Annotated in this window: 11 protein-coding genes; 7 read left to right on the top strand and 4 right to left on the bottom strand. The window is 60.2% G+C overall.

Translation table 11 applies throughout. The features are described from left to right. The 4 genes from ABX749_RS04990 to ABX749_RS04975 form a co-directional block, all read left to right on the top strand. Positions 1–441, top strand: a 441-nt coding sequence (locus ABX749_RS04990) for an aldehyde dehydrogenase family protein (protein WP_372895021.1), incomplete at its 5' end; no start/stop codon positions are given. Between the two features lie 71 nt (positions 442–512). After that, a complete protein-coding gene (locus tag ABX749_RS04985) occupies positions 513–2102 on the top strand; it encodes a phytoene desaturase family protein (RefSeq protein ID WP_372895019.1) in 1590 nt (529 codons plus the stop codon). Beyond that, positions 2099–3010, top strand: coding sequence for a lysophospholipid acyltransferase family protein (locus tag ABX749_RS04980; protein ID WP_372895018.1), 912 nt, complete (start codon positions 2099–2101; stop codon positions 3008–3010). Before ABX749_RS04985 ends, ABX749_RS04980 begins: the two co-directional genes overlap by 4 nt. Continuing rightward, entirely contained in the window at positions 3007–4221 is a 1215-nt protein-coding gene (locus tag ABX749_RS04975; RefSeq protein ID WP_372895017.1) for a glycosyltransferase family 2 protein, read from the top strand. Before ABX749_RS04980 ends, ABX749_RS04975 begins: the two co-directional genes overlap by 4 nt. Positions 4222–4330: 109 nt before the next feature. Here the strand turns inward: ABX749_RS04975 and ABX749_RS04970 are convergent, their stop codons facing one another. The 3 genes from ABX749_RS04970 to efp form a co-directional block, all read right to left on the bottom strand. Further along, positions 4331–5755, bottom strand: coding sequence for a class II fumarate hydratase (locus ABX749_RS04970; RefSeq protein WP_372895016.1), 1425 nt, complete (start codon positions 5753–5755; stop codon positions 4331–4333). 103 nt (positions 5756–5858) lie between these two features. Next, on the bottom strand, positions 5859–7205 hold the full coding sequence (mgtE, locus tag ABX749_RS04965) for a magnesium transporter (RefSeq protein ID WP_145217425.1): 1347 nt from the start codon (positions 7203–7205) through the stop codon (positions 5859–5861). Next, a complete protein-coding gene (efp, locus tag ABX749_RS04960; RefSeq protein WP_095737819.1) occupies positions 7206–7775 on the bottom strand; it encodes an elongation factor P in 570 nt (189 codons plus the stop codon). A gap of 159 nt (positions 7776–7934) precedes the next feature. On the opposite strand from efp, the gene epmB reads away from it, so the two are divergent. Both epmB and ABX749_RS04950 read left to right on the top strand, forming a co-directional pair. Further along, positions 7935–8978: an EF-P beta-lysylation protein EpmB gene (gene epmB, locus ABX749_RS04955; RefSeq protein ID WP_372895015.1), complete on the top strand. Its 1044-nt coding sequence runs from the start codon at positions 7935–7937 to the stop codon at positions 8976–8978. A 126-nt stretch (positions 8979–9104) separates the two neighbouring features. Beyond that, positions 9105–10769 carry an ABC transporter permease subunit gene (locus tag ABX749_RS04950; RefSeq protein ID WP_372895014.1) on the top strand — a complete coding sequence of 555 codons (1665 nt, stop codon included), beginning with the start codon at positions 9105–9107 and terminating at the stop codon, positions 10767–10769. Between the two features lies 1 nt (position 10770). Here the strand turns inward: ABX749_RS04950 and ABX749_RS04945 are convergent, their stop codons facing one another. Further along, the gene (locus ABX749_RS04945) at positions 10771–11442 is read right to left on the bottom strand and encodes a glycine zipper domain-containing protein (protein ID WP_372895013.1); all 672 of its coding nucleotides are present in this window, start codon (positions 11440–11442) and stop codon (positions 10771–10773) included. A gap of 559 nt (positions 11443–12001) precedes the next feature. On the opposite strand from ABX749_RS04945, the gene ABX749_RS04940 reads away from it, so the two are divergent. Further along, a complete protein-coding gene (locus ABX749_RS04940; protein ID WP_372895012.1) occupies positions 12002–14452 on the top strand; it encodes a YidC/Oxa1 family insertase periplasmic-domain containing protein in 2451 nt (816 codons plus the stop codon). Positions 14453–14655 lie beyond the last annotated feature (203 nt).

Raw genomic sequence — 14655 nt, 5'->3', positions numbered from 1 at the left:
GCAGACATTTTCGCGCCGGTGCTGTCGGTGATCTGTGCCGATGACAACGATCACGCGATCCGGCTGGTCAATGATTGTCCCTACCGGTTGGCCGCCAGCGTGTTCGGACCGAACTCGGCGGCCGCTGACGTGGCCACTCAACTGAATGTAGGAACCGTCACGATCAACGACTTGATCGCGCCGACGGCGGATCCGCGATTGCCGTTCGGCGGACGGGGGCAAAGTGGATTCGGGGTGACGCGTGGGCCGGAAGGCTTGCTGGCGATGACGGCAGCGAAGGTGATCAGCCGACGCCGCGGGCCGATCGCGCCGCATTTGCGGCCCCGCTCCGAATCCGACCAGCAGATGCTGCACGGTGTTTTGCAGGTCTTGCACGGCGGCGGAGTCCGAAAACGACTCGCCGGGTTGCGGCGGATGGTCGGGGGCGTCAAAAAGACATAAGCCACCCGTGCAAGCACCGCAGGCTTCCTACCCGGCTATAGTCCAGCGTATCCATCCAATCGAGAGCAAAGATGATTGCAGCCGATTCCAAGAGTTTGAACGTCATTGTCGTCGGTAGCGGCCTGGCGGGTCTGTCGAGTGCTTGTGTGTTGGCCGCCCGGGGACATCGCGTGACCTTGTTGGACAAGAACGATTGGGTGGGTGGAAAAGCGGCCCAGCACTGCGCCGACGGCTACCGATTCGACATGGGGCCGACGATCTTGACCGTGCCGAGCGTGTTGAAACGCGTCTTCGCCGAAGCCGATCGCAAGATGGAAGACTACTTGGAAATCTTGCCGCTCGATCCGCAATGGCGCTGCTTCTTTGAAAGCGATGGCAAGGGCGGCAAAGTCGAAGAAAACACGGTCCTGGACCTGGTCTCCAGCACGCCGGAGATGAAAGCCCGCCTGAAAGCGTTCACCGGCGGCGACGTCAATTCGGACGGCTATGAGAAATTCATCCAGTTGAGCGAACACCTGCACGGCGTCTCGGATCGGTTTTTCTTTTGGCGATCGATCGGCGGCCTGGGGGACACGATGGACGTCGGCGGAGCGTTTTCGTTGAAAGTGCTCAAGGACGTGCTCTCGCTGAGGATGGGTAAAAGCGTCGCCTCGGTGGTGCGGTCGCATGTCCCGGATGCCCGCGTCGCTCAAATGATGGACCACTTCACCCAGTACGTCGGCTCGTCGCCCTACGCGTCACCGGCCGTCCTGTGCAGCATCGCCCACATGCAAACCGAAGAAGGCAGTTGGTATCCGGTCGGCGGAACCCGCGCGGTCCCCGAGGCGCTTTGCAAACTGGCCGTTGAACTGGGCGTTGAAGTCCGCACCGGGGTCGACGTGATGAGGATCCAAACCAGTGGCAATCGGGTCACCGGAGTGATCACGGCATCGGGAGAGACGCTGCCGTGTGACGCCGTGGTCAGCAACTGCGACGCCGTCCGCACCTACCGCGAACTGCTGCAAGACACGCCGCAATCGACGAAGTTTGAAAAGAGCAACACGTACTCCCCGGCCTGCAGCGGAGTCGTGTTGTACTTGGGGCTCAACCGACGCTACGAACAACTGCTGCACCACAACTTTGTGTTTTCCAAAGATCCCGAGCAGGAGTTCGAATACATCTACGATCGCGGCGAACCGGCGCCCGACCCGACCGCCTATGTCTGTGCCCCGGCAATCAGTGAGCCGGAGGTGGCGCCGCCGGGTTGTGAGTCGTTGTACATTTTGGTCCACACGCCTTACCTGCGCGAGCATCATGATTGGAAAAAGATGCTGCCGGAGTATCGCGAAGTGATTCTCGACAAGATGGAATCCTGCGCCGGGACGAAGGGCATTCGCGACGCAATCGTGCACGAATCGGCGTTGACGCCCGAGGGCATTCACAACCGCTATCGAGTGCTCAACGGTGCGATCTATGGGCTGGCCAGCCACGGCAAGTTTCTCGGCGCGTTCAAGCCGGGCAATCGCCGCAAGGATCTCCGTGGACTGTATTTGGCCGGCGGAGCTGCACACCCCGGCCCGGGCATGCCGATGGTGATGATGAGCGGCTGGATTGCGGCCGATTCGCTGGACCAGGATGTCCGCGGTGGCAAACTGACGCCGCTTCGATCCGGTACAACTTGAATCAGCGATGGGACGGATTGCCGACGTGGGACGGACTGCGAATCCGTCCCACCCACCCCAACACTATTGCCCCATCGGACACCATGACGAAGGCTGATGTGCGAGAAACGCAAGGCGACCAATTGCTGGTCAAGAAACCGGCCGCCTGGTTCCTCGGCGGTTTCCACGCGTTCTTGCGACCGTACCTACGTCGTCACTTTCATTCCATCGCCATCGATCGGTCGACGCACCCGGCGGCCGACTTTGCCAGTGACGCACCGTTGATCGTCTACGCGAACCATCCTTCGTGGTGGGATCCGTTGATCGCACATTTTCTGCACCGGACGCTGTTCCCCCAACGTCATTTCTTTGCACCGATCGATGCCGAAGCCCTGGAACAATACAGCGTCTTTGAAAAGCTCGGCTTCTACGGCGTCAAACTCTCCAGCACATCGGGGGCCGCGTCGTTTCTCAAGAAAAGCGTCTCGATCTTGAATCAACCGGACTCGGCCATCTGGATCACTCCCGAAGGCCGGTTCGCGGACGTGCGTGACCATGGCGCTGAATTGATGCCCGGCCTGTCGCACCTGTGTAAACGTTTCGACCATGCCGTCGCGCTGCCGTTGGCGCTGGAGTATGTGTTTTGGGAGGAACGGTTGCCCGTTTGCCTGATCTCGTTGGGCGTGCCGATGCGAACGGGAGACCATCCGCAGTGGTCCAAGCCGGATTGGGCCAAACACTTAGCCGGCGGGCTGCGCGACGCCCAGACGCGGTTGGCCGAATTGACCATCTCGCGATCGTGCGAACCGTTCGACAACCTGCTCAGCGGGACACGTGGAGGAGGCTGGGTGTACGATTCCTGTCGACGTGTCAAAGCGATGCTGACGGGCAAGTCCTTCAAGGCCGGTCACGGAGACCATTTTCAATGACCCTGTTTTTGGCGATCGCGGCTTTGGTGTTGACGAGCTTTCCAGCCGCGATGTTCGTGGCCAACCTGCGGTTGTTTCAATGTCTCGGCACCATCAACACCAATATCAACCGTTGGTGTCCAGGCTTTAGCCGCATTCTCAGCCGCGCCCACCGCCGTCAGGCGGAACGCCAACCTATCCTGACCGATGCCTCTTCACCGCCGAGCGTCTCGGTGTTGATCCCCGCTCGCGACGAAGCGTCCGGCATTGCCGACTGTCTGCGAGCGGCTCTGTCGAGTGAAAACGTCGCGGTGGAAGCAATCGTGCTCGATGACGACTCCTCCGATGCCACAGCGGAGATCGTGACCGAGTTTGCACAACGCGATCAACGTGTTCGGTTGATTCACGGAAAACCATTGCCATCCGGTTGGAATGGAAAACAACACGCCTGCTGGCAACTCGCCGGCGCCGCCACCAGCGAACGATTGGTGTTCATCGACGCCGATGTGCGATTGGCGCCCGACGCGTTGTGGCGATTGATGCAGTACCAAGATCAAACCGATGTCGGCCTGCTGAGCGCGTTTCCCCACCAGATCACCGGGACGTGGTTGGAGAAATGGTTGATCCCGATGATGCATTTTATTTTGTTGTGCTACCTGCCTTTCGCGCGGATGCGTTCCCATGGTGACGCAAGTCTCGCCGCCGGTTGCGGGCAATTGTTTCTTTCCACACGCGATGCCTACCGAAAGGCGGGCACCCACGAGGCGATCAAACCATCGCGACACGATGGAGTGAAACTGCCGCGCGCGTATCGATCCGCCGGCATCATGACGGACGTGGTCGACGGGACGGAACTGGCGGATTGCCGGATGTACCGGGGCGCGGCCGAGGTGGTTCGCGGCGTGCTGAAGAACGCGATCGAAGGGATCGCCAATCCAAAGCTGATCGTCGTGTTTACCATCTTGCTGCTCGGGTGCAGCGTGCTGCCGTTGGTTGCGTTGGTCGTTTCGGTCGCTGAGCGGAACCCGGTCGCGATCACGATTTCAACGCTGGCGTTGGTGGTGGCCCACGTGCCGCGTTTCGTCGCCGCGGCGCGGTTGAGACAGTCTTGGTTCGGAGCGTTGTGTCACGTCCCCGCGACGATGACGTTCGTGGTGCTGCAATGGATTGCGTTGGCCAATCACCTCGCCGGGCGTCAAGTCGCCTGGCGCGGGCGAACGGAGTCAACGTAGTCGACGACACCGTAAGGCGGTTGCCAAATCCCGCAGAAAAAGAATCGACGTCCCGTGCCTCCACGCCGGCGTGTTTCCAAGCGGAGCCGGGGAACAAGCCGAAAAACGCTCAGCCCTGCGGCTCGGTCATCTTCCAGGGGTCCAGGGCATCGGCCAAAACGTCTTCGGCCAAGATCCCTTTCTCAAGACACAGTTCGCGAATCGTCTGACCGCTCGCGAAGGCCTCTTTGGCCAACTTCGCCGCCTGTTCATAGCCGATCAACGGATTCAAGCTGGTGCACATCGACAGGCTTTGTTCGACCGCCGCGTTGCAGGATTCTTCGTTCGCCTCCATCTCCTCGACACAGAATTCGACGAACGCATTGGAGCCGCTGCTGAGCAAGGCGATCGATTCGAGCACGGTGTGGGCCATCACCGGCATCATGATGTTCAGCTGGAAATTGCCGCCGGCGGCGCCGCTGAGCGTCATCGTGCCGTCGTTCCCGATCACGCGGGCGGTCAATTGCATCATCGACTCGCACATCACCGGATTGACCTTGCCGGGCATGATCGAGCTGCCGGGTTGTCGCGACGGAAGCTGCACCTCGTAGAACCCGCAACGTGGACCGCTACCCAACCAGCGAATGTTGTTGGCCAGGTTGAACAACGTTTGTGCAATGCACTTCAGTTCGCCGTGCGATTGAACCAAGGCGTCGCGTTGGGCGTTGGCTTCGAAATGGTTGACCGCGTCGATAAACGCGATGCCCGTTCGCTGTTGCAGTGCGGCGGCGACACGGGCGCCGAATTCGGGGTGGGTGTTGATTCCGCTGCCGACCGCGGTTCCGCCGACGGGCAATTCCAACACGGCATCGCGAGCCACCTTGGCCCGCGCAATCGACAGTTCCACCTGCCGCGCGAATCCGCCGAACTCTTGACCGAGCCGCAGCGGGGTGGCGTCCATCAGGTGGGTCCGTCCGATCTTCATCACCTTGTCCCAGGCTTTCGCCTTGGTGATCAAGGACGCGTGCAGAGACTCCAGTGCCGGGATCAGTGCGGTCTGGATTTGAACGGCGGTCGCGACATGAATCGCGGTGGGAAAGGTGTCGTTGGTGCTCTGCCCCATGTTGACGTGGTCGTTGGGGTGGATCGGTTTTTCCAACGCCATCCGATCACCGCCGGCGATTTCGATCGCGCGATTGCTGATCACTTCGTTGACGTTCATGTTGCTGCTGGTGCCGCTTCCGGTTTGGAAGACGTCGACCGGGAATTCAGCAGCGAGTTTGCCTTCGATCACTTCTTCGGCGGCGGCCAGCATGGCTTCGACCTGAGAATCCGTCAGCGGGTTTTTGCCGCTGCCGGTCAATTTGCCGAGGTCCCTGTTGGCGACGCCGCAGGCGTGCTTGACCATGCCCATGGCGCTGATCATGGTTTGCGGCAGCCGCCACCCGCTGATCGGGAAGTTTTCGACGGCGCGTTGGGTCTGGGCGCCGTAATAAGCGTCGGCCGGTACCTGAACGTCACCCATGGAGTCGTGTTCGGTTCGATAATCCGTCATGGCAGCTGCGGTGGAGTTGGTGGGAAGAAATGAACGAACCGAAGTTTACCGCCACCACAATGACTTGAGAATTGGTGTGCGGGCACGCACGCCCGGCATCTCGTCAGAGCATCACTCGAGCGATGTTGATGTAGATCACGATGCCCAGGATGTCGACGATTCCGGCGACGAAGGGGTTGCTCATCATGGCGGGGTCCAGGCCGAGTTTCTGGAAGATCAACGGCAGCGCGGCGCCGAAGAAACAGCCGACGATGATCACGGCCAGCAAGGTCAGCGGGATCACCAGGGCGGCAAACGGTGTCGGCGCCATGAAGATCGCGACCGAATAACCGATCGTCGAAAGGAAAACGCCCAACACGCAGGACACCACGATTTCACGCTGAATCACGGTCCGCCAATCCGTCAATTCCAACTGGCCGCCGGTCAGCGCCGTGATCACTAGAGTCGCCGACTGGCTGCCGGAGTTTCCGCCGGCGCTGATGATCAGGGGAATGAACGAGACCAGCCAAATATAGTTTTGCAGCTCTTCGTGATAGTGTTCCAGCGCGAACGCGGTCAGCAGCGCGGCGAAGAACAAGATGATCAGCCAGATGCCCCGCTTCCACGACAGCGTCAGCAAACCGATCCGCAAGTAGTCTTGTTCCAGCGGTTCGACGGCGGCGATCCGATGGGCATCTTCGGTCAACTCTTCTCGAACGACGTCGATCACGTCATCGTGGGTGATGATCCCCAGCAACTGACGTCCCGAATCGACGACCGGGATGGCGAGCAGGTTGAATCGCTCGACTTTTTCGGCGACCGATTCCTGATCCTCGTCGACTTCAGCGACAATGACATCGGTCTCCATCATTTCGCCGAGCGTGCGTTCGGTACGGGATAATGATGAAACGAGTTGTCGCGTCGACACGATGCCTCGCAGCAGGTTGTCGTTGTCGACCACGTACAGGTAGTAGATCGTTTCCAGCTCGCTGGCCTGTTTGCCGAGTTCCTTGAGCGCCTCGGACACCGTCAGCGACTCGGCGAGCATCGCGACTTCCGACGTCATCAACGCGCCGGCGGTGCCCTCTTCGTAGGAACACAGTCGCAAGATGTCGCGGCGGTCTTCGACCGGCAACAGCGGCAAGATCGCCTTGACGCGTGCCGGAGAAAGTTGCTGAATCAGGTCGACGCGATCGTCCGATGCGATCCTGTCGACCAACGTGGCGACTTCGCGCGGCTCCTGACTCTGCAACAGATCGACTTGTCGCTGCTCGTCGAAGTAGGAGAAAATCTCCGCGCGTCGATCCAGATCCGCGTACTGCAACACCGACCACAGGTCGACGTCATCGAGCCCCTCCATGAATTCCGCGGTTCGTCCGGCATTGAGCGCCGTGCAGAACTCGACCAGCTCGGCCGAATTACTTTCGGCCAACATCTCTCGGAGTTCGGGAAGCAGGAGAGGGTTGACCATTTAGTTACTGACGCGTTCGCTGTACTCGCCCGTTCGCGTGTCCACTTTGATCACATTGCCGGTCTTGATGAATCCGGGAACGATGAACTCCGCACCGGTTTCGACCGTCGCCGGTTTGGTCACGTTGGTCGCGGTGTCACCCTTGGCGCCGGGGGCGCAATCGGTGACTTCCAATTCGACCATGGTGGGCGGTTCGACGATGATCGGGTTGCTGTTGTACGTCGTCATCGTGCAGATCATGCCGTCCTTGAGGTACTTCCAAATGTCCCCGGCGACGTTCTCGGGCACTTCGTATTGCTCGAACGTCTCTTGGTGCATGAAGACGTAGTCCTGACCTTGGCGATACAGGAACGACACGTCCGTGGTCTGGACGTCGGCGGCTTCCAACGAATCGCCGCCCTTGTAGGTTCGATCCAAGGTGGTGCCCCGAATCAAGTTTTTCAGTTTGCACTTGTAAAGCGCGTTGCCTTTGCCCGGCTTGACGAACTGCATGTCCGTCATCAGGTAAGGTTCTCCATCGATTTGGACTTTCAGCCCTTTTCGGAAATCGCTGGTGTTGTAAGTTGCCATCGGTTTGTCCGGCTCCGTGATACAGACTTCTGCGGGGGCGATCAGGAGTTTCAATGACTCCCATCGGGGCGAGAGTTTACCGAGCAGGGGCGGTTTTGTCCCGACCGGGTAGAAGCTAGTTTTCTCGAACCCTCCAGAAACCGCCCCGGGATCGGATCCATGTCACCTTCTGATTGTTCGCCCACCGCCACCGCACCGAAAAACGGCGCCCGTTCCTTCGCCGCGAACCCCCGCCAGGTCGGTTGGCAGACCGCGATGAAACGGGCCATCCGCTCTCAAAGCGAGCTGCGTCGGTTGCTGGGCCTCGCGGCGGACCCCCAGGCGGAGCGGGCGGAGGCGTTCTCGACCTTCGTGCCCCTCGAACTTGTTTCCCGAATCACCCCCGGCGATCCCAACGATCCGATCTTGCGCCAGGTCCTGGCCACCGCGGACGAACTCGCCGAGCGGCCCGGGTTCGTGTCCGACCCCGTCGGCGATTTACCGGCCCAACGAGGCGGCGGGCTGTTGCACAAGTACGACGGGCGGGCCTTGATCGTCACACATGGGGCCTGTGCGGTGCATTGTCGCTATTGTTTCCGGCGCGAATTCCCCTACTTGGAAAACGGATCGCGGAAACAGTCCTGGGCGCCTGCCTTGCAATACATTCAGGACGACGAATCGATCGAAGAAGTGTTGCTCAGCGGGGGCGACCCGTTGACGTTGACCGATGACGTGTTGGCGGAATTGATCGACCGAATTGAAGCGATCGCCCACGTCCGCCGGCTGCGGATTCACACCCGACTTCCGATCGCGATTCCGCAACGGGTCACCGCCGAGCTTGTCGACCGACTGGACCACTCGCGTTTGGCCGTCTGGGTCGTTGTGCACAGCAACCACGCTCAAGAAATCGATTTCCACGTCGTCGCGGCGCTGGATCGGTTGAGGCGTGCGGGGATCTCGGTGCTCAATCAGGCGGTCCTGTTGGCCGGAGTCAACGATTCGGTCGACGCACTGGCAAATCTGTCGCTGAAATTGGTCGATTCGGGCGTCGTGCCGTACTACTTGCATCAACTCGATCGCGTCCGCGGAGCCGGCCATTTTTGGGTCGACATCGAACGCGGCAAGCAGCTCCTCGAGCAACTGCGGGCCAGGCTACCCGGCTATGCGGTCCCAAAATATGTGATTGAGCAGGCCGGCGAAAACTCCAAGACTCCGATCGCGTAGAATGTCGGAGCGGAAAAGGGGTCAGAGCGGAAAAGGGGTCAGGCACCGTCGAAACTGACAGGGCAATCAGGAATTCCCGCCCACTTCGACCCGCCCACATCGATTTGTGCGCAAGCCCCCGTCGGCATGTCCCGTGATACGGAAGTCTTTTCATTCATGTACGTTTTCGAAAACCCGGTCCTGCAACGTGAATTACTGGTCAATCTGCGCACCAAGCGAGCGTTCGTGCTGCTGGCCGTCTACCAGTTACTGTTGGCGACGGTGGTCGTCGCCGCCTGGCCCTCGGACCAGCGACTGGACCTGACGTCCAACCCGCCCTCGGCGACGAAGTTGGTCAACCTGTTTTTTCTGGGGCAATACGTGATCGCTTCGCTGATGGCCCCCAGCTTTGCGGCGGGCACGATCGCGGGTGAAAAAGAGCGCAAGACGTATGAGATGTTATTGGCCAGTCCGTTGCGGCCCGGCGCGATCATCATCGGCAAGATCGTCGCTTCGCTGACCCACATCGGCATGCTGATCATCGGTTCGCTGCCGATCATCGTCTTGTGTCTGCCGCTGGGCGGCGTGAGTGTTTACGAGGTGTTGGCCGCCTATTTGGGATTGATCATTTCGGTGGTCCTGTTCGGCGCGATCGGCGTGATGGCCAGCAGCTATTTTCCGCGGACGAGCAGTGCGTTGGTGGTCAGCTACCTGGCGATCTTGCCGTTGGTGATCGGCGCCTGCCTGTTTTGGGCCTCGATGGCCAGCGAGGGTGATTTGCGGCTCAAGATCTCCGCGATCGTCTTTCCCGCCTTCGGGTTGACCGCCGTGATCTTGATGGGAGCCGCCGCAGCCGGGCGCATGCTCTATCCGCCGGACGTGGGCAGCGAAGGCAAAGAAGTGATCGATTTGGAACGTGAAGCCGAAGAGGCGGTCGGGTTGGTGATCCAACCGGACCAGTTTCCCGACCGATTGTTTGCACCGCCACGGAAAGACGAAATGATGGCCGATGGTGCGAATCCCGTCTACGACAAAGAACTGCACAGCGAGATCTTCAGTCAGGGCACGTTGATGCTGCGTCTGGTGATCCAGATCAGCATCTTGTTGGCGATCCCGATGATGGGCGTGTTCTTGTTCTTTAAACAAGAGCATGCGCCCTGGTTCGGCGTTTACGTGATCGTGTTCAACATGTTGGTCGGGCCCTCGTTCTTGGCCAGCAGCATCACCAGTGAACGCGAACGTCAGACCTTGGACCTTTTGCTGACGACGCCGCTTTCACCCGTGCAGATTCTGTGGGGAAAATTTGTGGTGCGGTTTCGAATCAGCTTTGTATTGACGTCGTTTCTGATGTGGCCCTTGATTCTCGGTGCGGTGTTGAACACATCGTTTTGGTCCAACGGCTTGACGGTGCTGGGCATGTTTTTGATCATCGCCGTGGTCTGTTTGGTCAACTGTGTGATCGCGCTGGCGTGCAGCCTGTTCACACGCAAGTCTTCGATCGCTTTGTTGACGACCTACGCCGTACTGCTGTTGCTGTATGTCGCACCGCCGGCGCTCTCGACCTTGGCGAGAACGCTGGAAATGTCCGCCCCGGTGATCGCCCAGGCCGATTGGACGGGAGTGGCGAGCCCGTTTTCGGCGCTGTTCGCGTTACCGCTGAACGAAGAAATCGCGCCGGAGAACCCGGAGGTGAATGCCGGGAAATTGCACATCGTGGTCGGCTACTTTGCCTTTAGCGCGCTCATGGTGATGGCGGTCACCGCAGCCATGGTGCTGCGACTGAGGGCGCGGCAAGGTTTGTCCGACGGCTAAATCAGTGGTGGTGGTAATAGAACATCGGCCGACGTCCGTGCCGATAGTGCGGCGGCGGATAATGCGGCAGCGTGTGGTGCTCGATGATGATCGGCGCCGGGCGATAGATCCGTTGCTCGACCACCGTTGGCGCCGAGGGAGCAACGGTGACGGGTGCGGGCGAACTTGGTGGGCCGGCGGATTGCAAGGCCGTGATCACGCTTTCGCTAACGCCCTGCTGGTGCAAGGCAATGATGTCGGCGACGACGAGTTTACCGAGGTAGCCGCGCTGCCGAACTTGATTGATGATCACCTGATCGCTGAGTCCACTGCGCGACATCGAGATCACGTCCTGTAGCGTGACGGCGGATTGCTGGACCGCGGCCTGCTGCTGGGCGGCATACTGCTGCCGTTGCGCCTGGTAATACGCCGCCCGCTGTTGTTCGAGCGCCGCTTCTTTGTCGGCCGCGTTACCCAAGATGCCTCCGGCCACCGCACCGACCACGCCACCGATCGCCGCGCCCGCGCCGGCTTCATCGTTGTGATCCCCGATCAGCCCTCCGGCGATCGCGCCGGCGATCCCGCCGAACGTCGCCCCGCGTTGCTGATTCGCCTGGGCAAGGGCATCGCGAGGGGTACAAATGGCGATCAATACCAGCGAAAGCATCAGGCCGAAGGGTCGTGTGGAAGTCATCCTTGAAATTCCGTCTCCAAAAGGGAAGTTGGCGGGCTGGAAATAGCAGAAGGGACGCGGCGGCGTCAATTGAAAGTTGGTTGGAACGAAGCTCCACAAACTTCCCCTGGTTTTCCCAACCGACAGGCCGTTTGGGACGGGGCCCGTGGGCTCGCGCCAAACGGCTAATCATTGTTTGACATCAGCCGGTTCGGGCCAGCGCGAGCGGCCTCACCATTGAGGTAACCTAGCGGTATTGGATTAAAGCCCGCACGCCGTAGCAGGGGGCCGGCTGGCGCCCCTCGCTCACGCGTTCGGGCTAACATCCTCGCGTTGATTCGGGTACATCAACGAAATCGACAGGCCGCTCGCCGGCTTCGCCTTCCCAAGATCCGCCTTGGGGGCCAGAATACGCGCCCGGAACGCCCGTTTTTCCTCCCAATTGAAAAACCACCACCACACCATCACTCCCTGGCACTCCCTGGCACTCCCTGGTGCCCAGGACTGAATCCTGGCGTGTCGAACCGCGTCAAATCCCTGCCGGTGGACTTCCCTCCATCTCAACCCAACCGGATCGATCGTGGATCGCCGCACCTACACGTTTGTCGTCGCATCGGCGGCTTTCCTCTTTTTTTATCTGTCCCTCCGCGCCGTCGTCGCACCGCCACAGCCCGAACAGGCACCACTGGCCGAACAAGCTGCCGAGGTTGCCGAGGCGACCGACGACAACGCCGCGGCCACCGCCCCGGTCGCCCCGACCAGCGAAGAAGTGCTGGGGGGCGGCGATGCAGAGACAGAAGAAGAGGGAATCCAGTCGACCAAGGGTGCGACAAAATGGTTCACCATCGGATCCATGGATCCGGCCGACAAGCACAATTTGCTGATCACGTTCCGCAATCAGGGCGGTGCGATCGAGCGGATTGAGATCACGACCCGCAACGAAGAAGGCAGGTTTGCCTACCGTCGCGTCGACACACGCAGCGGCTATCTGGGCTACTTTGCCGGCCGGGCGAACGCTGAGATCGACGGGGTCACGGTCAACGTCGTCGGCCCGGGCACGCCCGCCGCGCTTGCCGTCGCCACCAGCGGTGAAAAAGGAATCGAGGTCGGGGACGTGATCGTGGCGATCGGCGAAACCCCGATATCCTCGGTCGACGACATTCAAGAATCGCTGGTGACCACGAAACCGGGCGATACGGTGACCGTGGAAGTCGTCCGAAACGGACAGACGGCAAAAACGTTGCTGTTTGAAGCCAAGCTGACCGAGCACCCCTTGGATCTGATCCGGCTGGCAGACTACGGCGGCGAAGACGAAATCCCGGGCAACCTGTCGCGTCTGTCCTGCCTGGTCACCCTGGCTCAAGTCGGCCGCAAGGAAATCCCCATCGGCGAGCGTTCGCTGCAAACCTTGGCCGACCCGGAAACTCAAATGTGGACGGCCAGTCAACAAACCGGTGACGACGGAAGCGAAACCATTCGGTTCGAGACGACGATCGGCTCCAAAGCCCTGCAGCCGATCGGCGGCGAAGCGGTGCGGATGACGCGATCGTTTACCCTGAATCCGCAAAGCTATGTCGTCGACATGGACGTCGAAGTCATCAACCTCGGCGAGACCGCACAAAATCTGGCGTTGAGACTGGAAGGCCCCAACGGGATCACGCCGGAAGGGTGGTGGTACAGCAACAAGATCAGCCCCAACTTCAGCGGTGCGGCGGCCCGCGATGTGGTTTATCGCACCACCGCCGATGGACATAGCCTGGTCAGCGGGATGACGCTGCTGAAAGAAGCGCGCAATGACCCCAAGGACCCCAACTACGCGATCTTTGCCTCCGACAGCGGCGAGGCGGGGCGAGATCTAAATTACATCGGTGTCGACGCGCAGTATTTCGCCGTCGCCTTCATGCCGCCCGAGGAGAAGACGTCACTGGGGGCGTACGACCGGGCCAGCGCCACGATCGTTGCCGATGAATCGGACGTGGAAAAACACAAAGAGCGCGCGATCAACGTCTCGTACTTCTTGAACGGCAAGACGATCGAGGTTCCGCCGGGCCAGGCCTTTGGTCAGTCGCTGCGGATGTACGCCGGCCCCAAAGAACCCGAGTTGCTGGAGCAATATGGCATCGGCGACTTTGTGTATTACGGTTGGTTCTCGTTCTTTTCCAGCCTGCTCTCCGGGCTGCTGCACATTTTGCAAAGCATCGTCGGCAACTACGCCGTCGCCATCGTCCTGCTGACGGTGATCGTCCGCGGTTGCATGTTCCCGCTCAGCCGTAACGCGGCGGTCAACGCGCAGCGGATGCAAGAGCTGGCTCCGGAGATGAAGAAGATCGCGGAGAAATACAAGGACGACATGGAAGGCCGTTTGAAGGCTCAGCAGGCATTGCAAAAGCGAGTCGGGTTCAATCCGCTGGCCGGCTGCTTGCCGATGTTTTTGCAGTTGCCGATTTTCATGGGGCTGTACCGCGCATTGTCAGTCGACATCGACCTGAGGCAAAAACCGCTGTGGTCGCCCAACGGCTGGGCTTCCAACTTGGCCGCCCCCGATCAATTCATGTACTGGGGCGACTGGATGCCGGAATTCATCGCCGGTCGCGGCACGGGCTGGCTGGGACCCTATCTGAATATCTTGCCGATTTTCGTCGTCGTGCTGTTCATCACGCAGCAGAAACTGTTCATGCCGCCGGCCACCGACGAACAGACCGCGATGACTCAAAAAGTGATGACGATCATGACGCTGTTCATGGGTCTGTTCTTCTTCCGAGTCCCCGCCGGCTTGTGCATCTACTTCATCGCCAGCAGCATGTGGGGCATCGGCGAACGCTTGCTGGTCAAGAAGACCCTGCCCAAGGGCAAGCACTTTGACCTGGACGCCGACGGCGAGGTGATCGACGCGGTGGCCACCAAAAAATCAGGCAACGGCAAAAAAACGCTGACCGAAAAACTGCTCGACCAGGTGAACCAGAAAACGCCGGAAGCCCCGGTCGCGCCGCCGAGCAAACGCAAGCGTCCGCCGAACAAGAAGAAACGTTAACGGCCTGCCTTCCACGTCTCGCCAAGGCAGCGCTGTGAAGCATTTTATAGCGGTAGGGCGCGAGCGGGCGGATAGCAAACGATGATCAGCCGTTTGGCGCGAGCCTACGGGCCCTGCGCCGGCCAAAACCTTGTCGATTGATGCGGTATTGTCGAAGCAAATGACGTCGGCGCCCTCGGACCCGGCCAACCCGCACGCTCAAG

Origin of the sequence: Stieleria sp. (assembly GCF_041595215.1) — a bacterium.
Classification (GTDB): domain Bacteria; phylum Planctomycetota; class Planctomycetia; order Pirellulales; family Pirellulaceae; genus Stieleria; species Stieleria magnilauensis.
Note: the sequence above shows the minus strand (reverse complement) of the source record. Positions and strands in the feature narration are given on the sequence as shown.